The 21,153-nt window shown below is 69.2% G+C and carries 26 protein-coding genes; 16 read left to right on the top strand and 10 right to left on the bottom strand.

The features are described from left to right. Positions 1-41: 41 nt before the first annotated feature. Positions 42-854 (bottom strand): alpha/beta hydrolase, encoded by an 813-nt coding sequence (locus R8G01_18410; protein MDW3215977.1) that lies wholly within the window; start codon positions 852-854, stop codon positions 42-44. 74 nt (positions 855-928) lie between these two features. Between R8G01_18410 and R8G01_18405 the strand changes: the two genes are divergently transcribed. The 12 genes from R8G01_18405 to R8G01_18350 all read left to right on the top strand — a co-directional run bounded on the left by R8G01_18405 (position 929) and on the right by R8G01_18350 (position 9,905). Next, the gene (locus R8G01_18405) at positions 929-1,762 is read left to right on the top strand and encodes a hypothetical protein (GenBank protein ID MDW3215976.1); all 834 of its coding nucleotides are present in this window, start codon (positions 929-931) and stop codon (positions 1,760-1,762) included. Beyond that, positions 1,759-2,646 carry a diacylglycerol kinase family protein gene (locus tag R8G01_18400; protein ID MDW3215975.1) on the top strand — a complete coding sequence of 296 codons (888 nt, stop codon included), beginning with the start codon at positions 1,759-1,761 and terminating at the stop codon, positions 2,644-2,646. The genes R8G01_18405 and R8G01_18400 overlap by 4 nt, the downstream gene beginning before the upstream one ends. Continuing rightward, positions 2,646-4,139 carry a fused MFS/spermidine synthase gene (locus R8G01_18395; protein ID MDW3215974.1) on the top strand — a complete coding sequence of 498 codons (1,494 nt, stop codon included), beginning with the start codon at positions 2,646-2,648 and terminating at the stop codon, positions 4,137-4,139. Before R8G01_18400 ends, R8G01_18395 begins: the two co-directional genes overlap by 1 nt. Positions 4,140-4,195: 56 nt before the next feature. After that, positions 4,196-5,185, top strand: coding sequence for a GDP-L-fucose synthase (locus R8G01_18390; protein MDW3215973.1), 990 nt, complete (start codon positions 4,196-4,198; stop codon positions 5,183-5,185). 21 nt (positions 5,186-5,206) lie between these two features. Beyond that, complete coding sequence (locus tag R8G01_18385) at positions 5,207-5,707, top strand: MarR family transcriptional regulator (GenBank protein MDW3215972.1); 501 nt, start codon at positions 5,207-5,209, stop codon at positions 5,705-5,707. A gap of 90 nt (positions 5,708-5,797) precedes the next feature. Beyond that, positions 5,798-6,385 (top strand): sigma-70 family RNA polymerase sigma factor, encoded by a 588-nt coding sequence (locus R8G01_18380; GenBank protein MDW3215971.1) that lies wholly within the window; start codon positions 5,798-5,800, stop codon positions 6,383-6,385. A 7-nt stretch (positions 6,386-6,392) separates the two neighbouring features. Then, on the top strand, positions 6,393-6,677 hold the full coding sequence (locus tag R8G01_18375) for a zf-HC2 domain-containing protein (GenBank protein MDW3215970.1): 285 nt from the start codon (positions 6,393-6,395) through the stop codon (positions 6,675-6,677). Positions 6,678-6,689: 12 nt separating this feature from the next. Beyond that, complete coding sequence (locus tag R8G01_18370) at positions 6,690-7,250, top strand: hypothetical protein (protein ID MDW3215969.1); 561 nt, start codon at positions 6,690-6,692, stop codon at positions 7,248-7,250. A gap of 33 nt (positions 7,251-7,283) precedes the next feature. Further along, positions 7,284-7,436, top strand: a complete 153-nt coding sequence (locus R8G01_18365) for a hypothetical protein (protein ID MDW3215968.1) — start codon at positions 7,284-7,286, stop codon at positions 7,434-7,436. Positions 7,437-7,477: 41 nt separating this feature from the next. Further along, positions 7,478-8,323 (top strand): tRNA lysidine(34) synthetase TilS, encoded by an 846-nt coding sequence (gene tilS, locus R8G01_18360; GenBank protein ID MDW3215967.1) that lies wholly within the window; start codon positions 7,478-7,480, stop codon positions 8,321-8,323. Positions 8,324-8,461: 138 nt separating this feature from the next. Continuing rightward, positions 8,462-8,971: a hypothetical protein gene (locus tag R8G01_18355; GenBank protein MDW3215966.1), complete on the top strand. Its 510-nt coding sequence runs from the start codon at positions 8,462-8,464 to the stop codon at positions 8,969-8,971. A 58-nt stretch (positions 8,972-9,029) separates the two neighbouring features. Continuing rightward, on the top strand, positions 9,030-9,905 hold the full coding sequence (locus tag R8G01_18350; protein ID MDW3215965.1) for a phospholipid scramblase-related protein: 876 nt from the start codon (positions 9,030-9,032) through the stop codon (positions 9,903-9,905). Here the strand turns inward: R8G01_18350 and R8G01_18345 are convergent, their stop codons facing one another. Next, entirely contained in the window at positions 9,906-10,523 is a 618-nt protein-coding gene (locus R8G01_18345; protein ID MDW3215964.1) for a M23 family metallopeptidase, read from the bottom strand. It abuts the gene before it with no gap. Between the two features lies 1 nt (position 10,524). On the opposite strand from R8G01_18345, the gene R8G01_18340 reads away from it, so the two are divergent. Genes R8G01_18340 through R8G01_18325 form a run of 4 tightly spaced genes read left to right on the top strand, consistent with a single transcriptional unit; the run spans position 10,525 to position 14,046 of the window. Continuing rightward, positions 10,525-11,496 (top strand): NAD-dependent epimerase/dehydratase family protein, encoded by a 972-nt coding sequence (locus R8G01_18340; protein MDW3215963.1) that lies wholly within the window; start codon positions 10,525-10,527, stop codon positions 11,494-11,496. After that, a complete protein-coding gene (locus R8G01_18335; GenBank protein MDW3215962.1) occupies positions 11,496-12,242 on the top strand; it encodes a hypothetical protein in 747 nt (248 codons plus the stop codon). Before R8G01_18340 ends, R8G01_18335 begins: the two co-directional genes overlap by 1 nt. Further along, positions 12,242-13,096, top strand: coding sequence for an alpha/beta fold hydrolase (locus R8G01_18330; GenBank protein MDW3215961.1), 855 nt, complete (start codon positions 12,242-12,244; stop codon positions 13,094-13,096). Before R8G01_18335 ends, R8G01_18330 begins: the two co-directional genes overlap by 1 nt. After that, positions 13,096-14,046, top strand: coding sequence for an NAD(P)-binding protein (locus R8G01_18325; GenBank protein MDW3215960.1), 951 nt, complete (start codon positions 13,096-13,098; stop codon positions 14,044-14,046). The genes R8G01_18330 and R8G01_18325 overlap by 1 nt, the downstream gene beginning before the upstream one ends. A gap of 12 nt (positions 14,047-14,058) precedes the next feature. On the opposite strand, the gene thpD is transcribed toward R8G01_18325, so the two are convergent. From thpD to hemB, 8 genes are all read right to left on the bottom strand, one after another. Beyond that, a complete protein-coding gene (thpD, locus tag R8G01_18320) occupies positions 14,059-14,952 on the bottom strand; it encodes an ectoine hydroxylase (GenBank protein ID MDW3215959.1) in 894 nt (297 codons plus the stop codon). Next, on the bottom strand, positions 14,949-15,380 hold the full coding sequence (locus tag R8G01_18315) for an ectoine synthase (protein MDW3215958.1): 432 nt from the start codon (positions 15,378-15,380) through the stop codon (positions 14,949-14,951). Before R8G01_18315 ends, thpD begins: the two co-directional genes overlap by 4 nt. Next, the gene (ectB, locus tag R8G01_18310; GenBank protein ID MDW3215957.1) at positions 15,377-16,762 is read right to left on the bottom strand and encodes a diaminobutyrate--2-oxoglutarate transaminase; all 1,386 of its coding nucleotides are present in this window, start codon (positions 16,760-16,762) and stop codon (positions 15,377-15,379) included. Before ectB ends, R8G01_18315 begins: the two co-directional genes overlap by 4 nt. A 152-nt stretch (positions 16,763-16,914) precedes the next feature. Next, on the bottom strand, positions 16,915-17,424 hold the full coding sequence (ectA, locus tag R8G01_18305) for a diaminobutyrate acetyltransferase (GenBank protein MDW3215956.1): 510 nt from the start codon (positions 17,422-17,424) through the stop codon (positions 16,915-16,917). A gap of 155 nt (positions 17,425-17,579) precedes the next feature. After that, positions 17,580-18,491, bottom strand: coding sequence for a hypothetical protein (locus R8G01_18300; GenBank protein ID MDW3215955.1), 912 nt, complete (start codon positions 18,489-18,491; stop codon positions 17,580-17,582). Between the two features lie 21 nt (positions 18,492-18,512). Then, positions 18,513-18,716, bottom strand: coding sequence for a hypothetical protein (locus R8G01_18295; GenBank protein MDW3215954.1), 204 nt, complete (start codon positions 18,714-18,716; stop codon positions 18,513-18,515). 69 nt (positions 18,717-18,785) lie between these two features. Further along, a complete protein-coding gene (locus R8G01_18290) occupies positions 18,786-20,120 on the bottom strand; it encodes a glutamate-1-semialdehyde 2,1-aminomutase (GenBank protein ID MDW3215953.1) in 1,335 nt (444 codons plus the stop codon). Then, complete coding sequence (gene hemB / locus R8G01_18285; GenBank protein MDW3215952.1) at positions 20,117-21,127, bottom strand: porphobilinogen synthase; 1,011 nt, start codon at positions 21,125-21,127, stop codon at positions 20,117-20,119. Before hemB ends, R8G01_18290 begins: the two co-directional genes overlap by 4 nt. Positions 21,128-21,153 lie beyond the last annotated feature (26 nt).

Here is a 21,153-nt window from a genome sequence, read left to right as displayed (position 1 = left end):
CCCGTACAGCGGGCGGTTGCTCCTCGTTCCGGATGCTCGGGTCAGTCAACCCGGTCCAAGAACTCGATGACGGACCGCCAGGCCGACGGGTCCTGCAGCAGGAACATGTGCCCGCCGCCGAAGAACTCGATGCGCGAACCCTCGATTGCCGCGGCGAGCCGTTCGACGTTCTCGGGCGGTGCCTGACCGTCGTACCGCCCGCCGATCACGAACGTCGGAGCGACGATCTCGCCCAGCCGGTCGAAAACATCATGTCGGGCCCGGGCCTCGAGTTGCCGACGTGCACCGAGGGCGGACCCGGGTTCGTCGGCGTTGATCGGTCGGCCGTCGCCCATCGCCGCCATCAGCATGTCGAACACCGGCGCCAGCGTCGGCGGGTCGGTCGTCATGTCGTTGCGGCGATCCATGATCGGCATCACGATCGCGGCGCGTTCGGCCGGCGGCAGGTCGGCGACCGCGAGCAGATCGAACGAGTCGCCGCCGGCACCGCCCGACGACGTGCACGCCAGCACCAGCCGACCGATCCGCTCGGGGTGTCGGAGGGCCAGGTGCTGCGCGACCATCCCGCCGAAGCTGATACCGACCACATGGGCCCGATCCCAGCCGAGCTCGTCCATCAGCGCGGCGCAGTCGTCCGCGTAGTCGCCCATCGAGTACTCGACGTCGGGCTTGCCGGATCGACCGAGGCCGCGCTGGTCGTACAGGAGGACCTCGTGACCCTCGACCAACGGCTGACGGTGCCGCTGGGGGTTCTGGCGGAGGTCGCCACCGGTGCCGCTGATCACCACCACCCGCGGGCCGGACCCGTGGATCTCGTAGCAGATGTCGATTCCTCGGACGCTCGCGAACGGCATCGTCCGAACCTACGCGAGCAGGCGCTGATCTCGCCTGCTGGCACACTGGTCGGCATGAACCGATCGGTGTCGCGATGACCGACACACATCCGCCGACCGTCATCGTGGCCCGACGGTTCCTGCCCGGCCGCGAACGTGAGGGCGAACGTTGGTTGCGACGGTTGAGCGACGCCGCCACGGCCATGCCGGGCCACGTCGAGTCGACGATGCAACCACCCAACGTCCAGCACCCCGACGAGTGGGTGATCGTCTACCGGTTCGCGTCGCCCGAGTACCTCGACGGTTGGCTCATGTCGGCTCGACGTCGTGAACTCGTCGCCGAGGGCGAACAGCTGCTCGACGGCGCCGTCCGCGAACAGGTCATCGCGCTGGCCGACACCGCACTGACGGTCACGGCGGTCGCCTCGTTCCGCATCGACCCGAACGCCAACGTCGAGTTCCGCGGGTGGTACCGCCGCCTCCACGACGTGCTCGACCGGTTCGACGGATTCATCCGGTCGGAACTGGTCGAGCCGGTGCCCGGTACGCAGGACGACACCGCGATCATCTTCTCGTTCACCGATCGCGCCTCCCTCGATCGTTGGCTCGATTCGTCGGAACGCCGCCGTGTCCTCGCCGAGATCGATCCGATCCTCGAGAGCGAGCGCACGGTCAACATCGTCGGCGGGTTCGCCGGATGGTTCTCCGGCGAAACGTCGACGGCGCCCGAACGATGGAAACAGGCCGCGCTCGTGTTGCTGGCGCTGTACCCGACATCGATGGTGCTCGGCGTCCTTCGCGACCAGCTGTACCCCGACCTCACGAACCCGTTGGCGGTCCTGGTCGGCAATGTGATCGGCGTGGCGATCCTGTCGTGGCTGCTGATGCCGGTGCTCACCCGCCGCTTCGACGGTTGGTTGCGCCGATGACGCGCCTCATCGGCGTCGTCGTCAACCCGGAGCGCACCGATGTGGCGGACGGGTTCGTCGAGCCCCTGCGCGACCTCGGCTGCACGGTCACGACGACCACCCCTGACGACCCCGCCGCGCTGGCCGACGCCGTCGACGAACTCGTCGCGCAGGGCGTCGACGCGGTCGCGGCGATCGGCGGCGACGGCACCCAGCGCACCGTGGCGGCGCGCCTCGCCGGGAGCGATGTCGCCCTGGCCGTCGTCCCGGGCGGCACCGTCAACCTGCTCGCGCGGGTGCTCGGCGTCGACGACCTCGAGCTCGCCGCATCCGCAGCTGCCGGCACCACCGACCGCACGATCGACCTCGGCCGGATCGCCGCAGACGACTCCGACGCCGAGACGTTCCTGCTCAACAGCAGTTCGGGGTGGGACGCGGCCATCATCAGCCACGTCGACGAGACCACCAAACGATTCGGTCGGCTCGGCTTCGTGGCAACGGGCATCGTCACCTGGGTCCGGACTCGGGCGACACCGGTCGAGATCGACCTCGACGGTGCCCCGTGGTTCCGCGGTCGCGCCGTCACGGTGCTCGTGCTCAACGTCGGCGAGCGCGGCTCGGCCTCACTCCACGTCGCACCCGACGCGGAGCTCGACGACGGGCGGCTCGACGTCGTGATCCTGCGCCGCCACTCGATCGCCGGATTCCTGCGGTTCGCCGTCGCGATCCTGCGCGGCGACTCGCCGCCGGCGCACGAGGCGTCGGTCGGCCAGGCGGAGCGGATCACCGTCAGGTGGGCACGGCCGGTCGATGCGCAATGCGACGGCGACGGGCGCGAAACCGCCTCGACGCTCGTCTATGCGGCAGCGCCGCGATCGCTCCGGATCATGGTGCCGAACGACTGATGTCCGGAACCATCGCCCCGAACGCCACCCGCCCCCTGCCCGGCTGGCTCGCGATCGCACTCGTGACCGGCACCTCCGGGGCCGTCCTCGTGCTCGAGATCCTCGCCGGTCGGGTGATGGCGCCGTACGTCGGCGTCAACCTCGAGACCTACACCGCGATCATCGGCACGATCCTCGCCGGGATCGCGGTCGGTGCCCGCGTCGGCGGCTCGCTCGCCGACCGGCACGACCCGCGCGGCCTGATCCCGCTCCTGTTGATGCTCGGCGGAGCGCTCGCGATCGCGTCGGTCCCGGTGGTCCGGCTGCTGGGCGGGACCGCGGGCGCCAACACCCAGGGCCTGCCGAGCGTGCTGTTGGCGGCGGTCGGGTTCCTGCCGTCGGCCGCGGTGCTCAGCGCCGTACCGCCGGCCGTCATCAAACTGCAACTCCGCGACCTCGACCGCACCGGCGACGTCGTCGGCCGTCTCTCGGCATGGAGCACCGGTGGGGCGATCGTCGGCACGTTCCTCGCCGGGTTCGTCCTCGTCGCGTTCGCAGCGGTCAGCACGCTGATCCTGTCGGTCGGGGTCGCCCTCGTCGTCGCCGGCGGTGCGCTCTGGCTGACCGACCGTGCGACCCGACACGTCGCGACCTCCTCCGCGCTCGCGATCGCCGCGGTCGCGGCCGGCGGCCACGCGCTGGTGCCACAGCCGTGCGACGTGCAGTCGAGCTACTACTGCATCTCGATCGAGGTCGACGCCGACGACCCGTCGGGTCGCATCCTGGTCCTCGACGACCTCCGACACAGCTACGTCGACCTCGACGACGCGACCCACCTCGACTTCTGGTACATCCGTCAGATCGTCGGGGCGATCGACACCCTGGCGCCGAGCGGTCCTCTCGACGTGGTCGCGCTCGGCGGTGGGGCGATGACGGTGCCCCGGTACCTCGACGAGACGCGGCCGGGGAGCGCACAGGCCGTCCTCGAGATCGACCCGACGCTGGTCGACGTCGTGCGAGACGACCTCGGCGTCGACACCGACCCATTCGAGATCGTGGTCGGCGACGGACGGCTGAGCCTGCGTGACCGAGCGACCGACTCGGCCGACGTGGTCGTCGGCGACGCGTTCGGGAGCCGCGCCGTGCCCTGGCACCTCGCGACCGAGGAGTTCATGACCGACATCGCCCGGGTGCTCCGGCCGGGCGGGCTCTACGTCGCCAACATCATCGACGGGTCGGCACAGTCGTTCCTGCAGGCCGAGGCAGCCACGATCCGGTCCGCCCTGCCGTTCGTCGCCGTGATGCCGGGCGAGGGTCTGACCGACGGGCTCAGCGGCAACGCCGTGGTCGTCGCCAGCGACCGGCCCGTCGACGCAGCCGCATGGAACCGAGCCCGGATCGAACGCGGCGACCCCGGTTCGCTCGTCGCCGACATCGACGACTACCTCGACGGCGCGCTCGTGCTCACCGACGACTTCGCTCCGGTCGACCAACTCGTCGTCGGTACCCGCTGACGGGTTCTCCCGTCCGGCACCTCCCGACCGGCCCGGTGGTTGGGTATCGTCGCCCCATGACGACGATCGATCGTTCGGCCCGCGTGTACGTCGCCGGGCACCGGGGGCTCGTGGGGTCCGCGCTGGTGCGACGACTCGAAGCCGAGGGCTTCACCGACATCCTCACCGCCACCCGCCAAGAACTCGACCTGCGCGACCAGTCCGACGTGTCGCGATGGTTCGAGGCCAACCGACCCGACTACGTGTTCCTCGTCGCCGGCACGGTCGGCGGCATCGGCGCCAACGCCGCCCGACCGGCCGAGTTCATCTACGACAACCTGATGATCCACGGCACCGTGGTGCACTCCGCCTACGAGACCGGTGTCCGCAAGCTGCTCTACCTCGGCTCGTCGTGCATCTATCCGCGCGACGCCGACCAGCCGATGACCGAAGACGCGCTCCTGACCGGCCCGCTCGAGTCGACCAACGAGTGGTACGCCGTCGCGAAGATCGCCGGCATCAAGCTCTGTCAGGCGTACCGGCGCCAATACGGCTGCGACTTCATCTCGGCGATGCCCACCAACCTGTACGGCCCCGGCGACAACTTCGACCTCGACTCGTCTCACGTGCTGCCGGCCCTGATCCGCAAGTTCCACGATGCCGCGGCGACCGACGACAACACCGTCGACGTGTGGGGTACCGGATCGGCGTACCGCGAATTCCTCCACGTCGACGACCTCGCCGCGGCCTGCCTCCATCTCCTCGAGAACTACGACGGCGAGTCTCACATCAACGTCGGCACCGGCGTCGACCTCTCGATCCGTGAGCTCGCCGAGACGATCCGCGACCTCGTCAACCCCTCCGCCACCATCCGGTGGGACCCGACCAAACCCGACGGGACACCCCGCAAGTTGCTCGACGTGTCGAAGCTCAACGCGCTCGGATGGGAGTCCACGATCGATCTGGCGACCGGCCTGCGCAGTACCTACGACTGGTATCTCGAGCAGCTCGCCGGCGACGAGAGGCTGCGCGGCGTCGGCGACGCAGCCACCCGAACCGCGCCGTGACCGGCGGATGATCGGCCGCACATGAGCACACCGGAGCACGCCACGGCACGCCGGATCGCCCTGTCGTGGCGCGAACTGCGGCGCGGGGCCTCCGGCGCTGCCCTGCGTGCACATCTGCTCGGCCCCGACGGTCCGCCGCTCGAACAGGCGCAACTCGACGCGCTCGAGATCCTCGCGTCGGAGCCGGCCGGATGGCGCATGAGCGACTTCGCCGACGCACTCCGGGTCGATCCGAGCACCGCCACCCGGGCGATCACGCGGCTCGAACGGCACGGCCTCGCCGAACGTGTCGCGGCGGAGGCCGACAAGCGGATCGTCACGGCGCGTGTCACCGCCACCGGCAGGAAGATGATTCGGCAGGTGAGTCGCCTGCGCAACCTGGGGATGCAACGTCTGCTCGACCCGTTCGACGACGACGAACTCGAACAGTTCGCCGAGTACCTGGAGCGCTTCGTCACGTCGATCGACGCACTCGTCGCCGAACTCGAGGCCGAACGAACCCGAGCGGCCGACTCACCCTGAGACCCGGTCGTTCGCGACCGGCCGGGTCGGCGACGGCCCTGCGGCACGCCGCATGGGCCGAGTGAGGGCCAAGCACTAGGGTCGCCACTCGTGGCCGATCAGCAGGAGTTCGCCGACCAGGCGATGGAGTACGCACCGCAGCTCTACTCCGCAGCACTCCGGATGACCCGCAACCGAGCCGACGCCGAGGACCTCGTCCAAGAGGCCTACCTGCGCGGCTTCCGGAGCTTCCACACGTTCCAGGAGGGCACCAATCTGCGGGCCTGGCTGTTCCGGATCCTCACGAATGCCTACATCAACCGGTATCGGGCCAAACAGCGTCGTCCGCAGGAGAGCGACCTCGGCGAACTCGAGGATCTGTACCTGTACCGCCGCCTCGGTTCGATGGAGACCGCCGCCGCGAGCATGTCGGCCGAGGAGCAGTTCCTCGATGTGTTCACCGACGACGAGGTGAAACAGGCGCTCGAGGACCTCCCCGACAACTTCCGTCTCCCGGTGCTGCTCGCCGATGTCGAGGGCTTCGCCTACAAGGAGATCGCCGAGATGCTCGACATCCCGATCGGTACCGTGATGTCACGGCTCCATCGGGGAAGAAAAGCGATGCAGCGCGCGTTGTACGACTACGCGAAGGCTCGTGGGCTGACCACGACGTTCGACGACCGACACTCCGACGACTGAGTCACACATGGCGAACTGCAGAGAAACCATTCGAGAACTCGACGCTTTCCTCGACGACGAACTGCCCGACGACGTGCGCCGACACATCCACGCGCACCTCGGAGATTGCGTCGACTGTCACCAGGCGTTCGACTTCCAGGCGGAGCTGAAGCTGGCGATCCGGCGGAAGTGCAGCAACGACGAGATGCCCGCCGGCCTGCTCGGACGCATCGAACAGTGCTTCGACGAAGACTTCGACGGCGACGGGATCATCGGGGCGACCGACGACGACCTCACCATCGAACCGACCTGAGCGTCGCGTCCGATGGACACACTCGAGATCCCGGTCGTCGAACCGGAGCGGCAGCCGTCGCCCCCGAAGCGGCGCTGGTCACCGGCCGACCGTCCGCCGGCCTCGGGCCGGCTCTTCGTCGGACTCCTCGGGGTCGCCGCGATCCTCACCACCGCCGCACTCCTGCTCTCGGATCGGGCACCGGGCGTCCTGCGATCGCTGTTCGGCGACCGGGCCCGCCGACTCTGGGAACGGATCGACACCGGGAACCGGGTCGAACTCGCCTCGGGTCCCGACATCACCCAACCCGACTTCATGGTCCACGTGGCGCTCTGGAGCGTCGTCACGGTCCTGGTCGGCTTCGCGATCTGGACCTGGCGTGGCCTGCTGATCGCCGTCGCCGTCCTCACCGTCATCAGCGTCGGGCTCGAACTGGCACAGGGTCGCTACGCCACCACCCGCAACGTTCAGGCCACCGACGCCCTGGCGAACGTCGTCGGGATCGGGGCCGGAGCGACCGCGGCCGGACTCTGCTACCTCGCCTGGTCGGCAGCTGCGGCGATCGTTCGCCGGTCCCGGCGCCACCGGACTTGAGCGGCGGCCACCCCGGGTCGCTACGCTGACGGCATGCTTGCTGCACAGATCTGGCACTGGTGGATCGGCGTCGCGATGTTGATCGCCGGTATCGGCGCCACTGTCGGGCTGGTCGGCGGATACCTCAAGACGGTGTCGTCGCAGCGCTTCCCGGGCGGCAAGCGCGAACGCGAGCAAGAGCTCTGACATCGGGCGACGGGCCTCGCTGCGCTCCGGCGTTCGCTGAGTTGCTCGGTCGCTGCACGTTCCCACCGGCCGCCACGTCGATCGCCTGCGCGTTCTCGGGCGGTGGCGACTCCACGGCGCTGATCGCGCTCGCCCGTGACGCCGGCCTCGCCGTCACGGCGCACCACGTCGATCACGGCATCCGAGCCGAGTCGCACGACGACGCCGAACGGGCCAGGGCGATCGCCGACCGGCTCGACGTCCGATTCGTACTGCACACCGTCGACGTCGAACCCGGCCCCAATCTCGAGGCCCGGGCCCGGGAGGCCAGGCGGCGCACCCTGCCGCCCGATGCGGCGACCGGTCACACCGCCGACGATCAGGCCGAGACCGTGCTGTTGCGGCTCGTGCGTGGCAGCGGCAGCGGTGGTCTCGGAGCGATGCGACCCGGACCGACCCACCCGATCCTCTCCCTCCGTCGCACCGACACCGCTGCGGTGTGCCGGTCGCTCGGGATCACCCCCGTCCACGACGCCTCGAACGACCGACCCGACGTGTGGCGCAACCGGATCCGGGCCGAAGCGCTGCCGCTGCTGACCGACATCGCCGGACGCGACCTCGTACCGATCCTCGAACGAACGGCCGGGTTGCTGCGCGACGACAGCGAGTTCCTCGATCGACTCGCCGCCGGCATCGACCCGACCGACGCGCTCGCCGTCGCCGACGCGCCGACGGTCCTCGCTCGACGGGCGATCCGCTGCTGGCTGCTCGACGCCGGGTACCCGCCCGACGCGGCGGCCGTCGAGCGCGTGCTCGCCGTGGCTCGCGGCACCGTGGTGGCCTGCGAACTCCCCGGTGGGCGCCGTGTCGAGCGGTCGAACCAGCGTCTTCGCGTCGTCGGAGGCTGATCCGGACCGCCGGCGGCCGCCCCCGATCGTGTGACATGGGACCTCCGAATTGCTCGTTCGCGTGGGCAAGGTAGAGTCGGACCCCGCAATGCCATCGCATCACGAGTTCTCATCCCATCGAATCCAGGAATCCAACTGATGCCGCCGAAGCTGCGCGGCAAGTGGGCGTTGGGCATCAAGCCCCGGCATTTCACGTGGATCCTCAAGGACAAGCTCGCGATCTGCGAGCGTCCCGGCGGCTACGGCGACAACCACCGTCGTGTCCGACGCCAGGAGGAGATCATCTGGATCCGTGAGAACGGCTTCAACTACGCGATCTCGATCATCCAGGCACCGCACAACCTGCACAACTACGACGATCTCAACCTGGCATACCGCCATCGCCCGTTCAAGGCCGACGAGCGCGACGCCTGGCTCACCGCGTTCTACCGCGAGCTCGACGATCTGTTGAAGAACGGTGCCAAGCTGCTCGTCCACGGCGAAGAACTCGGCGACCGTCTCGTCGGCATCATGGGTGGCTACATCCGCTGGTCCGGCCTCGTCGACGACGACACGAAGGCGATCGCCGTCACCGAGCGGCTGACCGGCCGTCAGCTCGACCCGTGGGCACGCGACGTCATCATGGCCGCCGCCGGCCTCCGCCACTGAGCGCCCGCAGCCACACGAACAACTCGTTCGGGCGTCGGCGACGCCTTAGGCTCGGAACATGAGCGACACTCCGGCGAACTGGCACCCCGACCCGACCGGGCGGCACGAGCTCCGGTACTGGGACGGCGCCGCATGGACCGACCACGTCAGTGACCAGGGCATCACCGGAACCGACCCCGTCGACGCACCGACACCGCCACCGGCCACCCGGATGGACCGACTCGACAGCGGGCTCACGCTCGGCAACGAGGGCAAGGCCGAGACCATCGATCAACAGCTGCGCGGCACCGGTCACCGCGGCATCGGCCTCGACGGCCCGGTGGCGGGCGGGGGCGGCGGCATCCTGACCGAGCCGATCCTGGTCGTGAACCAGAAGGCGAAGCTGATCGAGCTGAACAACCAGTACAGCGTGTTCGACCAGCAGGGCACACAGATCGCCGCCGTCAACCAGGTCGGTCAGTCCACGGCCAAGAAGGTGATGCGCCTCGTCTCGAGCCTCGACCAGTTCATGACGCACAAGTTGCAGGTCACCGACGTGACCGGCGGCGTCGTCCTCCAGATCACACGGCCGGCCAAGGTGATGAAGTCGACGGTGATCGTGAGCGACGCCGACGACCGGGAGATCGGCCGGGTCGTGCAGCAGAACATGATCGGCAAGATCAACTTCGGTCTGATGGCCGACGGGCAGCAGCTCGGCGCGATCAAGGCGGAGAACTGGCGGGCCTGGAACTTCCGGATCGAGAACGCCGACGGCCACGAGATCGCACGGGTCACCAAGACCTTCGAGGGCATCGCGAAGACGATGTTCACCACCGCCGACAACTACGTCCTCCAGATCACCCAGCGAGCGCCCGAACCGCTCAACTCGCTCGTGGTCGCAAGCGCCCTGTCGATCGACACGGCGCTCAAGCAGGACAGTCGCGGCTTCGGCTGATCAGTACACGTTGCAGATGCTCGGGATCGCGAGCAGCGGCACCGGGTCGACCGGCGCGGCCGACCCGTAGCGCGGGTGCGGACCGGGGCGGACCTCGAAGTGCAGGTGCCAGCCACCCGGACTCGCGTTGCCCGTGTCACCCACGTAGCCGATCAGCTGGCCCGCGACGACCTCGTCGCCGACCGCCAACCCCTCGGCGAAGCCGTCGAGGTGGTAGTAGCGGTACTTCACGTCGGTCGTCGACCACAGACCCCAGCCCAGGCCGGCGCTGCTCGACACGTCGGTGAACTGGCGGTACAGCGTGCCGTCCTCGACCGCGTACACCTCCTGGCCGAGGTCAGCGCCGATGTCGAGACCCTGGTGGCCGCCGCTGCCGAACGCCTTGCTGTGGCCGCCGAAGTTGTCGAACACTTCACACCGCGGCAGCGGGTCGATCGGGAAGGTCAGACCCTCGCCGGCAACGAAGATCCGCTCGGCCGGCGACGACACGTGTGCCGCACGATCGATCGCGCCCGGTGATGCGGCGACGGCCGAGGCCCCGACGACGAGCGCCAGGGTCACCACGAACCACCCGACGGATCGGGTCGACACCTTGGGGACGGGGCTAGCGTGATTCATGATGGCAGGCAAGCGTGTGCTCGTGAGCGGTATGGGCGGTGAACTCGGATGCCGCGTCGCCATGTTGCTCGAGAACGAGCCCTGGGTCGGACCGCTCGAAGGCATCGGCACCGATCCACCTCGACGACGGCTTCGGCGTGCGGTTTTCCATCGTATCGTCGCCGGCCAGCACGACCGCACCGTCGAGGAGATCACACGGTTCAACCCGCACGTGGTCGTCCACATCGCCGTGTGGGAGCCGTACTCGCGGGCCACACCCGGCAACGCACGCCAACTTACCGACGATGCCGCCACTTCGATCCTCGGCGCCGCCGCCGAATGCCGAGCGCTCGAGGCGATCGTCGTCCGCAGCGGCCTCGAGGTCTACGGCCGTCGCCGCAATTCGGTGACCCGCCCCAACGAACACGTCGTGCCGTTCCCCACCAGTGGGTACGGCCGGACCCTGCTCGACATCGAAGACACCGCCACGGCGATCGGTTCCCGCATCGGGGTCGCGGTCGGCCGACTCCGTCTCGCGAGCGTCCTCGGACCTCACGTACCGAGCCCGCTCGGACGCCTGCTCCGCATGCCCGCGGTGCCGTTCAGCGCGCTGTCCGACCCTCCGTTCGCCGTCGTCCACCAGCACGATGCCGCCGAGGCGTTCGTCGCCGCAGCCCGGCTGGCGCTCGACGAGCCGGTCAACATCGTCGCTCCGGGAGCGATCACCGCGTATCAGGCGACCCGTCGAGGCCATCGTGTTCCGGTGCCCGTCGTCGGGCCGCAGTGGGCCGCCGCCAAGGCCGCTGCCTACCTCGCCGGCGCACCGCTCCCCGACCACGTGCACGAGATGTTGGTGCGCGGCAGGTTGGGCGACAACGCTCGCGCCGCCGAGGTACTCGGCTTCGCCCCGACCGCCACGACGAGCGACGTGATCGACCAGCTCTACCGGTGGCCCAGCGTGGTGCACACTCCAGCAGCCCGGGCGGTCGCGTGATGGCCAATCCCGCCCGCCAACTCGCCGACGTGATCTCGATGCCCGTCCGCGCCGTCGGCAAACCGGCCACCGACCTCGCCTCGTCCTCGGTGCAGACCTTCCGGGCCTGGACCGCCAACGAGGTCGACGACTGGGGACGCGACAACGCGTTCGTCAACCGGATCTGGTCGGCCAGTCAACTGCGCTGGAGCACCTCGGTCGGTGGCGCCGAGCACCTGCCCAAACGCACCGGAGCGCTGATCGTCGTCAACGCCCGACGGTTCGCGCTCGCACCGATCCTCGCCGCATTGGCGATCGGGGCCGAGGTCGACCGTCCGGTCCGCTTCGTCGGCCGCCCCGACGTCGCTCCGATCGGGCCGCTGATGCAACGACTCGGCGGCCTCCTCCCCGTCGAGGCCGAGGTCGAGAGTGCGCTGCGCGCCGGCAGCCTCGTCGTGCTCGGTGCCGACCACGAGGCCACCAACCAACGATCCGGGTTGATCGACCACCGCCTGGTGGGCGCGGCCGTGGCCGCGGGCGTCCGGGTCCTCCCCGCTGCGACGGTGTCCGTGCCGGTCCGTCGCAATGCGCGGGTCGAGATCGGTGCCCCCGCCCGGCTCCGGCGACGTCGGCGCGGGCCGCTCGAAGAGCTCGAGACCGCCGATCTGCTCCAGGCCAGGATCGATGCGCTGCTCGACGAGATGGGCGGCACGCTCACGGGCACGCCGCTCGACTGGCTGCCGACCGGCGGCATCGGGGGCCTGTGATGCCGTACGTACGAGCGTCCGACGGGGTGCGGCTCCACTACCGCGAGTCCGGGCGCCGGTCGGGGCCTCCCGTCCTGATGATCCAGGGTCTCGGCGCCGACAAGCACCTCTGGGATCTGCAACGCATCGCGCTCGCGCCGTGGTTCCGCACGATCGCGTTCGACAACCGTGGAGCGGGCCGCAGCGACAAGCCGTACGGGGCGTACACCATGGAGCAGATGGCCGATGATGCGGCCGCGGTGCTCGATCACGCCCGCGTCGAGTCGGCCCACGTCGTCGGCGCGTCGATGGGCGGCGTGATCAGCCAGATCATGGCGCTCCGCCACCCCGACCGGGTGCGTTCGCTGACGCTGGCCTGCACCGCGTGCCGGCACCATCCCTGGCGAAAGGAACTCCTCGCCGAGTGGGCCGACACGGCACAGGCCTCGGGCATGGGCGCCATGACCGCGGCCGCCGCCCGCTGGGTGATCGGACCACGATCGTTCCGTCGGCTGGCCCCCGCGATCGGTTGGATGGGCCCGCTCGCCCTGTCGCGGCCCGCCCATGCCTTCGCCGGACAGGTCGCCGGCATCCTGTCGATCGACGACCAGCTCGCCGAACGACTCGGCGAGATCGAGGTGCCCACGCTCGTGATCGTCGGCAACCAGGACATCCTCACCCCGCGTGGCGACTCCGAAGAGATCGCCGAGGCGATCCCCACGGCCGAGTTGGTCGTGATCAGCGGAGCCGCCCACGGGTTCATGATCGAACACGGCACCACGTTCAATCGGATCATGCTCGACTTCCTCCGCCGAGCCGAACGGGCCGTGACCACCTCGACGTCGCTCGAGGCGCCCGCGACCGCGACCGGCTGATGCGGGTCGCCGTCGTGGGTGCCGGACTCGCCGGCCTGGTCGCAGCGCGCCGCCTGTCGTCGGAGCACGAGGTCGTGGTCTTCGACAAGGGACGCTCGGTGGGCGGACGTCTCGCCACTCGACGGATCGGCTCGGCGCGGCTCGACCACGGGGCGCAGTTCTTCACCGCCCGTGGCGACGCGTTCCGGCGCCAGGTCGACGACTGGGTCGCTCGCGACATCGCCCGGGTCTGGTGCCACGGGTTCGCCGACACACCCGACGGTCACCCGCGCTACTGCGGCACGTCCGGGATGAACACACTCGCCAAGGACCTCGCGACGGGCCTGGACTGCCTGACGAGCCGGCTCGTCTTCTCATGCCGACCGACCGAGGCGGGTTGGGACGTCGTGATCGACGACGGCGTCGTGCACGAGGTCGACGCACTCGTGCTGACGTGTCCGGTGCCGCAGTCGTGGGCGCTGCTCGTGCAGGCACAGCTCGGCGTGCCCGACGCGCTGTTCCGCCGCGAGTACCACCGCACGATCGGTCTCCTGACCGTGCTCGACGGTCCGAGCGCCGTTCCGTCACCCGGCGGCGTGCAGTTCGACCCGACCGATGCCGATGCCCCCTTCGGCTTCATCGGCGACAACCACGCCAAGGGCATCAGCCCGGTGCCGGCGGTGACCTTCCACGCCACGCAACCGTGGAGCTCCGACCACTGGGACGACGACACCGACTCGCTGCGCGACCTCCTGCTCGAACGCGCCCGACCGTGGCTCGGCGAGGCCTCGGTGACCGACGTCCAGGTGAAGAAATGGCGGTTCGCCGGCCCGGTCGAGCCGTGGCCCGATCCGTGCTGGGTGAACGAGGAGCACCGCGTCGTGCTCGCCGGCGACCTGTTCGCCGGACCGAAGGTCGAGGGCGCATTCGACTCGGGGGTCGCCGCCGCGTCGGCCGTCGCCGCCATGTGACCACTCGTCGGCTCAGCCGAGCACGAGGGGCTCCGGGGAACGTTCGGCGATGTGCTCGGGTCGGGGCCGGTCGGTTCCGAACGGGTCCTGGAGCGCGTTCGTCATCGCGTTGTACACGACGAACAGGTTCGTTCGAGACACCGGCGAGATGTTGTCGGGCGACCCGTGCATGACGTTGCAATCGAACAGCACGACAGAACCCGCAGGTGCGTCGAACGTGACGATGTCGCCGTGCTCGTACAACGCCGCGAGCACCTCGAGATCGGGGCTGCCGTACTCCTGACGCCGCAACGAGGTTCGATAGTTGTCGTCGGGCGTGCGGCCGCCGAACGCGACGTAGCGCAGGTGCGAGCCTCGGATCAGCAGCAGTGGGCCGTTCCACGAGTGATTGTCGGTCAAGGCGACCGAGGCGCTCACCGCACGCATCGCCGGCATCCCGTCCTCGACGTGCCACGTCTCGAAGTCGGAGTGCCACGAGAACGACTTGCCGTGCAAGGCCGGTTTCAGGTTGATCCGGCTCTGGTGCACGTAGACGTCGTCATCGAGGATCTGCTGTGCCGCTCCGGCGAGACGCCGGTCGCCGACCAGCCCCGGAACCACCGATCCCGACCGGTGGACCTGGAACAGCGACCGGAGCGCGCCCGAGTCGGGTTCGAGGATCGAGCGTTCGTCGCCGGCGATCTCGGGAGATCGACCCAGCGCGGCGACGTCGTCGAGGCACGCCGCCACGGTGTCGCGATCCAGCCAGTCCTCGAGGATCAGGAAACCATCTGTCTCGAAGCGTCGGAGCTGTTCGCTGCTCAATGGGCCCGGCACGTCGGGTCCACCCCACAACACGGGGTCGAGCCGGTCGGACACCTGCTCCTCGCCACCGGTTCGCGATCGGTACCGGTCGACGGTGCTCATGTCGGATCGTCCTTCGGCATTTGCGCGGTCGCGTCCTCCTCCGATTCATGGAGCAGCGGGTACACCCCGTGCTCGTCGTGGACCTCCCGACCGGTGACCGGCGGATTGAACACGCACACACATCTGAAGTCCTCGAAGACCCGGAGCGCGTGGCGATCGTGTTCGTCGAGCGCATACACGGTGCCCGGACGAAGCTCGTGGACCTCACCGGTGTCGGCAACGGTGATCTCCGCGTGCCCTTCGATGCAATACACGGCTTCCAGGTGATTCTGATAGTGCATCTCGGTCTCCGTGCCCGCGTAGAGCACGGTGTCGTGGAGGGAGAAGCCCATCGCGTCCTTCGCGAGCAACAAGCGCCGCGACTTCCACGTGTCGGCGCGAACGTCGAGTTCGGTGTCCTCGAGTTCGCCCAGCGTCCGCACGATCATGACGTCGTCCCCGCCGCAGCAGGCGCGTCGAGGAGGCGCTGCCCCTGATCGTCGACCGTCTGTTCGACGGCGGCGCGGATGATGTCGAGGCCGCGACCGAGTTCTTCGTCGCTGATCGTCAGCGGTGGCAGCAGTTTCACGACCTGGTCGTCCGGACCGGCGGTCTCGAGCAACAACCCTCGCTGGAACGCCGCAGCACAGATCCGCCCGGCGTCCTCCGGCTCGGAGCACAACACGCCCTGGATCAGTCCGCGGCCTCTGCGCTCCTCGAACAGGCCCGGGTGCTCGTCGACGAGGGAGTCGAGTTCGGTCTCGATCATCGCCGCACGGCGACGCACGTCGTCGGTGAGCGCGTCGTCGCGCCACCACCGCTCCATCGCGGCGGCGGCGGTCACGAACGCGAGGTTGTTGCCGCGAAACGTTCCGTTGTGCTCACCGGGCGTGAAGACGTCCCAGCGCGGATCGAGCAGCACGATCGCGAAGGGCAGGCCGTACGCACTGAGCGATTTCGAGAGGCAGACGATGTCGGGCTGCTCGTCCAAGCCCATGTCCTCGAACGAGAAGAACGGCCCCGTGCGCCCACATCCGACCTGGATGTCGTCGATGACGAGCAGCACACCGTGCTGCTTGCAGATGCCGCCGAGTCGCCGCATCCAGCCGGCCGACGCCACGTTGACGCCGCCCTCCGCCTGGACCGTCTCGACGATCACTGCGGCGGGGAGGTCGACGCCGCTGCCGGCGTCGGTGAGGAACGAGTCGAGCAGGTCGAGCGTGTCGAGTTCGTCACCGTACGTGTTCTCGAACGGCATCTTGACCGCGTTGCCCAGGGGGACCCCGGCGCCGGCCCGCTTGACCGAGTTGCCGGTCAAGGCGAGCGAGCCGAGCGTCATGCCGTGGAACGCGTTGGTGAAGCTGATGACGGTCTCGCGTCCCGTGACCTTGCGAGCCAGCTTGATCGCCGACTCGACGGCGTTCGTGCCGGTCGGCCCGGGGAACATGACGCGATAGTCGAGGCCGCGGGGCTGCAAGATCACCTCGTCGAGCGTGAGGAGGAAGCGCTCCTTCGCCACCGATGCCATGTCGAGCGAGTGGGTCACACCGCGTCCGGTGATGTAGTCGACCAGCGCATCGGTCAACTCAGGCGGATTGTGTCCGTAGTTGAGTGCGCCGGCACCGGCAAAGAAGTCGAGGTAGCGGTGGCCGTCACGATCGGTCTGGACGGCGCCCTCGGCGTGTTCGAAGACGGTCGGCCAGCCGCGGCAGTATGAGCGCACGTCGGACTCGAGTCGTTCGAACGTGGAGAGATCGCCTGCGCCACCGGGACGGCCCGGATCCTCGTGGCCGTGCGGTCGCTCGGCGGCCGGTTGTTCGGTCGTTGCCATGTTCGGTTTCCTTTCTGGTTCGCTCGTCGGAAGCGATGTGTTCGGTCGGTGATCTCGGTGCGGTGGCGCGTCGGCATCGTCGATGCCGAGCGAGAGCAGGCGCGCAGCGACGCTCGGGACGTGCTGGTGATTCCGTGCAGATGACCGCGAGGTCAGAAGGGGCCGATCCGGTAGCGCACTTCCGGATCGTGTTCGCCGGGGAAATCGGCAGCATCGAAGAGTTCCTCTTCGACACATTCGGTTCGTCTCGATTCCGCGAACGAACGGAAGAGCGCTGCGGACGCGTCGTTACCCGGCGTCACGCTGGCTTCGAGGTAGCGCAGTCGGGGCGCGGCCAGGCGTCCGGCGAGCCCGTCGAGGAGTTGCGCGCCGATGCCGAGGCCGCGCCGGTCGGGCGACACGGCGATCTGCCAGATGAACAACGTCGACGGATCGTCCGGGACCCGGAACCCGGTGACGAACCCGGCGAGGGCGCCGTCGTCATCGACCGCCACCGCGCACGTGCCGGCCAAGTACTCGACCAGCATGAGATAGCTGTAGGGGGAGTTGGAATCGACCGAAGTCTCGGCGAGTCGCCACATGTCTGCGGCATCGTCGCGGGTAGGAGGGCGCACCGTGATGTGCACCGGATCGTTGTCGAGGGGGGTAAGGACTGGAATCACCGCCGTGGGGGTAGCTCGTCGTCGACCATACACAGGCCCTCGCGACGTACCAAATGCGGCTCGCGAGTTCGCCTCGTGTTCGTCCTCGTGACGTGTCGCGGCGATCGGACCGTCCACCAGAGGCGAGCGACGGACCGCTGCCGCGGCGGCTCGCCTCAGCCGATCGTGACCGACACGACGACACCGTCACGGTGGCGCAGCGTGACCCGATCCGGTCGGAGGTCGGCGGTGAACGTCTCGTCGGGGTCGTCGAGATCGTCGGTGCGGACCGACCAACCCGCCTCCTCCAACCGCCCGGTCGCATCCGGGAGATCCCGACCGACCACGGCGTCCTCGACCGCCGGCTCGAGTTCGGCACCCGCCCGCACATCGATCGTCGCGCCGGGCACGGTGTCGGGCGGCGGCGGAATCGTGGCGTCCGGGTCACCGATCTCCGCACCCTCGGCGACGGTGACGACCGGGGCGTAGTCGACGCGGACGTTGCACTCGACCGCGACGAGGCGCCGCTCGTCGATACCGAATACCGAGGTGAAGTCGTCACCCAAGACGTCGCGGAACTCGCGATACGACGTGTACTCGTCGGCGCAGCGACGGTCGAGCACCGGAGCGAACGGAACCTGCCAGCCGTTGACCAGCGTCGCCAGACCGTCGTCGAGCGTGTCGATCGCCGGCAGGTCGACGGTCCGGTTCGCGCCGTTCGGCACCAGGGCGAACCACACCACCGCCTCCCCGAGCAGGTCGGCGAGCACGGCACAGGCGCCGGCGGCCGGGAATCGAGGGCAATGATCCACGCCCGGGGTGTCCTCGACGATGCGGAGCGTGCGCGACCGGTCGATCACGAGGTCGGTGTCGTTCGCTGCGACGCCGTCGATCGTCAGCGCGAACTGGGGGTTCGTCACCGACTGGACCTCTTCGACGAGGTCGATCCGGTGCAGTTCGACCCCTCCGGGCCCGTCGTCACCACCCTCGATCACCTCACGGGTGGCGAAGATCGTCGTGAGCAGGAAGAACAGGGCGACCACGCCGCCGACCGCGGCAAAGAAGCGCACGCTGAAGATCTGCCGCATGGTGCGTTGGACGCTACCGCTTCAGGTCGAGCGAGTGGCGACGGCGGTCAGCCGGCGCCGACGGCGTTCGCCGGCCACCGCCACGTGGTCGCGCCCCGAACGGCCCTGGAGCGCGATCGCTCTGGCGAGGTGGAGTTGCCCCAACTCACCCGGCTCGCGGGCGGAGGACAGCGTCCGATCGATCGGTTCGACGAGCGCGGCGGCGAACTCGGTCCCGGAACTCACAGGGACCCATCGTCGCGCGGGCCGAACAGTTTGACCACCGATTCCCCGCTCGCGGGACCGGCGCCGGACTCAGCTCGCTGCCACCGCGGCCGCACGGTGGGCGCGGTCCGCGATCTGGGCGATGACGTCGTCGGTGTGGGCTGCACCCACGAAGATCGCCTCGTACGCGCCGGGCGCCATCGCGACGCCTTCGGCCAACATGGCACGGAAAAACCGGGCGAACGCCGCCTCGTCGGTCTGCTTGGCACTGTCGAAGTCGGTCGGGCGGTCGACGTCGCCACAGACCATGCCGACCAGCGTGCCGACGACCGGGAACTGGGCGGGGAAGCCCGCCGCCGCGCACGCATCACGCATCTGTGCCGCGAAGTGTCGTGCCCGTGCCATCAGCTCGATGTAGAGGTCGCCGTCGAGGAGATCGAGCGCAGCCAGTCCGGCGGCGGTCGCGATCGGGTTGCCCGACAGCGTGCCGGCGTGGAAGACCTTGCCGAGCGGGGTCAGCGTCTCCATGATGTCTCGACGCCCGCCGACGGCACCGATCGGGAGTCCGCCGCCGATCACCTTGCCGAACGTGGTCAGGTCGGGCCAGACGTCGTACTTCGCCTGCGCACCGCCGAGCCCGAGCCGGAAACCAGTGATGACCTCGTCGAAGACGAGCACGGCGCCGACCCGATCGCACTCGGCCCGCAGCCCCTCGAGGAACCCGGTCGTCGGAGCGACGACACCCATGTTGGCGGCCACGGGCTCGACGATCACGCACGCCACGGTCTCGTCGAGTGTCGGGACGACGTTGTACGGCACGACCATCGTCTCGGCGACCGCACCGTCGGGTACGCCGGCGGTGCCGGGCAGGCCGAGCGTGGCGACGCCGCTCCCACCCGCCGCCAACAGCGCGTCGGTTGCCCCGTGGAAGTTCCCGTGGAAGATGACGACCCGATCGCGCCCGGTGTAGCCACGGGCGAGCCGGACCGCGGTCGACGTGGCCTCGGTGCCCGAGTTCATGAACCGGACCTGCTCGCACGATCCGACGCGCTCGGTGATCGCCTCGGCGAGTTTCATCTCGCGCGGGGTCGGAGCCCCGTAGGACGTGCCGTCGGCCGCCGCCGCCGTGACCGCGGCGACGATCGCCGGATGGGCATGACCGAGGATGATCGCGCCATAGCTCTGCACGAGGTCGATGTACTCGGTTCCCTCGATGTCCCAGACGTGCGCTCCCTGCGCCCTGGCGACGACGTAGGGCCGACCACCGACCGACGAGAACGCCCGGATCGACGAGTTGACGCCGCCGGGGATCACCTCGGACGAGCGCTCGAAGATCTCGTCGTTCGACGGGATGCCGGCACCGACACACACGGTTGCCGAGCATCCTGCAGCGGTGCATCGCTCGGGGTCGCAGACGGGGATCATGTCATCGCCTTTCCGGTCGCGCGTTCGGCGAACCATCTGGTCAGGTACGTCAGGATGATGTCGGCGCCGGCGCGCTTGATCGCGGTGAGTTGCTCGAGCGCCACGACGTCGTGGTCGATCCACCCGTTCGCCGCAGCCGCCTTGATCATGGAGTACTCGCCGCTCACGTGGTATGCCGCCAGCGGCACGTCGACCTCTCGCCGCACCTCGTGGATCACGTCGAGATACGAGAGCGCCGGTTTCACCATGACCATGTCGGCGCCCTGTGCGATGTCGGCCCGGACCTCGACCAGTGCCTCGCGCGCGTTGCGGAAGTCCTGCTGGTAGCCCTTGCGGTCACCGCCGCCCTGGATCGTGACGTCGACCGCGTCGCGGAACGGCCCGTACAGCCCGCTCGCGTACTTCGCGGCGTACGCCAGGATCGACACGTCGGTGAAGCCGTGTTCGTCGAGCGCCGACCTGATGACACCCACCTGGCCGTCCATCATCCCGCTCGGCGCCACGATCCGTGCGCCGGCGGTGGCCTGAGCGATCGCGGCCGCCGCGTACAGGTCGAGCGTCGCGTCGTTGTCGACGGTGCCGTCGGCCCCGACGATGCCACAGTGACCGTGGCTCGTGTACTCGTCGACGCAGAGGTCGGCGATCAGCACCACGTCGTCGCCGACCTCGGCCACGAGATCTGCGAGCGCGAGCTGGACGATGCCGTCGGGATCCGAAGCGCCCGACCCGGTCGGGTCTTTCGTTGCGGGCACCCCGAACAGCATCACGGCCTTCACACCGAGCTCGGCGAGCCCGGCGACCTCGCGTCGGAGGCTTTCGCGTGTCTCCTGGAACACCCCGGGCAGGGAGGTGATCTCGATCCGCTCGTCGATGCCCTCACGGACGAACAGCGGAGCGATCAGGTCGGTGACCGCGACGTTGGTCTCGGCGACGAGGTCGCGCATCGCCGGCGTGGATCGCAGTCGGCGCGGCCGGTGCTGGGGGAAGTCGGCGCTGGGGCTGGCCATGCCTGGCATGGTACGCATCGCGCCCA

The sequence above is a fragment of the Ilumatobacteraceae bacterium genome, from assembly GCA_033344875.1.
Taxonomy (GTDB): Bacteria; Actinomycetota; Acidimicrobiia; order Acidimicrobiales; family Ilumatobacteraceae; genus Ilumatobacter.
The sequence above is the reverse complement of the archived record's forward strand: the minus strand, read 5'-3'. Positions and strand labels throughout refer to the sequence as shown.

Excerpts from the sequence above, each read along its gene's own strand:
- R8G01_18410 (MDW3215977.1), bottom strand. The coding sequence starts at position 854 with ATGCCGTTCGCGAGCGTCCGAGGAATCGACATCTGCTACGAGATCCAC.
- R8G01_18405 (MDW3215976.1), top strand. The coding sequence starts at position 929 with ATGACCGACACACATCCGCCGACCGTCATCGTGGCCCGACGGTTCCTG.
- R8G01_18400 (MDW3215975.1), top strand. The coding sequence starts at position 1,759 with ATGACGCGCCTCATCGGCGTCGTCGTCAACCCGGAGCGCACCGATGTG.
- R8G01_18395 (MDW3215974.1), top strand. The coding sequence starts at position 2,646 with ATGTCCGGAACCATCGCCCCGAACGCCACCCGCCCCCTGCCCGGCTGG.
- R8G01_18390 (MDW3215973.1), top strand. The coding sequence starts at position 4,196 with ATGACGACGATCGATCGTTCGGCCCGCGTGTACGTCGCCGGGCACCGG.
- R8G01_18385 (MDW3215972.1), top strand. The coding sequence starts at position 5,207 with ATGAGCACACCGGAGCACGCCACGGCACGCCGGATCGCCCTGTCGTGG.
- R8G01_18375 (MDW3215970.1), top strand. The coding sequence starts at position 6,393 with ATGGCGAACTGCAGAGAAACCATTCGAGAACTCGACGCTTTCCTCGAC.
- R8G01_18370 (MDW3215969.1), top strand. The coding sequence starts at position 6,690 with ATGGACACACTCGAGATCCCGGTCGTCGAACCGGAGCGGCAGCCGTCG.
- R8G01_18365 (MDW3215968.1), top strand. The coding sequence starts at position 7,284 with ATGCTTGCTGCACAGATCTGGCACTGGTGGATCGGCGTCGCGATGTTG.
- R8G01_18355 (MDW3215966.1), top strand. The coding sequence starts at position 8,462 with ATGCCGCCGAAGCTGCGCGGCAAGTGGGCGTTGGGCATCAAGCCCCGG.
- R8G01_18350 (MDW3215965.1), top strand. The coding sequence starts at position 9,030 with ATGAGCGACACTCCGGCGAACTGGCACCCCGACCCGACCGGGCGGCAC.
- R8G01_18345 (MDW3215964.1), bottom strand. The coding sequence starts at position 10,523 with ATGAATCACGCTAGCCCCGTCCCCAAGGTGTCGACCCGATCCGTCGGG.
- R8G01_18340 (MDW3215963.1), top strand. The coding sequence starts at position 10,525 with ATGGCAGGCAAGCGTGTGCTCGTGAGCGGTATGGGCGGTGAACTCGGA.
- R8G01_18335 (MDW3215962.1), top strand. The coding sequence starts at position 11,496 with ATGGCCAATCCCGCCCGCCAACTCGCCGACGTGATCTCGATGCCCGTC.
- R8G01_18330 (MDW3215961.1), top strand. The coding sequence starts at position 12,242 with ATGCCGTACGTACGAGCGTCCGACGGGGTGCGGCTCCACTACCGCGAG.
- R8G01_18325 (MDW3215960.1), top strand. The coding sequence starts at position 13,096 with ATGCGGGTCGCCGTCGTGGGTGCCGGACTCGCCGGCCTGGTCGCAGCG.
- thpD (MDW3215959.1), bottom strand. The coding sequence starts at position 14,952 with ATGAGCACCGTCGACCGGTACCGATCGCGAACCGGTGGCGAGGAGCAG.
- R8G01_18315 (MDW3215958.1), bottom strand. The coding sequence starts at position 15,380 with ATGATCGTGCGGACGCTGGGCGAACTCGAGGACACCGAACTCGACGTT.
- ectB (MDW3215957.1), bottom strand. The coding sequence starts at position 16,762 with ATGGCAACGACCGAACAACCGGCCGCCGAGCGACCGCACGGCCACGAG.
- R8G01_18300 (MDW3215955.1), bottom strand. The coding sequence starts at position 18,491 with ATGCGGCAGATCTTCAGCGTGCGCTTCTTTGCCGCGGTCGGCGGCGTG.
- R8G01_18290 (MDW3215953.1), bottom strand. The coding sequence starts at position 20,120 with ATGATCCCCGTCTGCGACCCCGAGCGATGCACCGCTGCAGGATGCTCG.
- hemB (MDW3215952.1), bottom strand. The coding sequence starts at position 21,127 with ATGGCCAGCCCCAGCGCCGACTTCCCCCAGCACCGGCCGCGCCGACTG.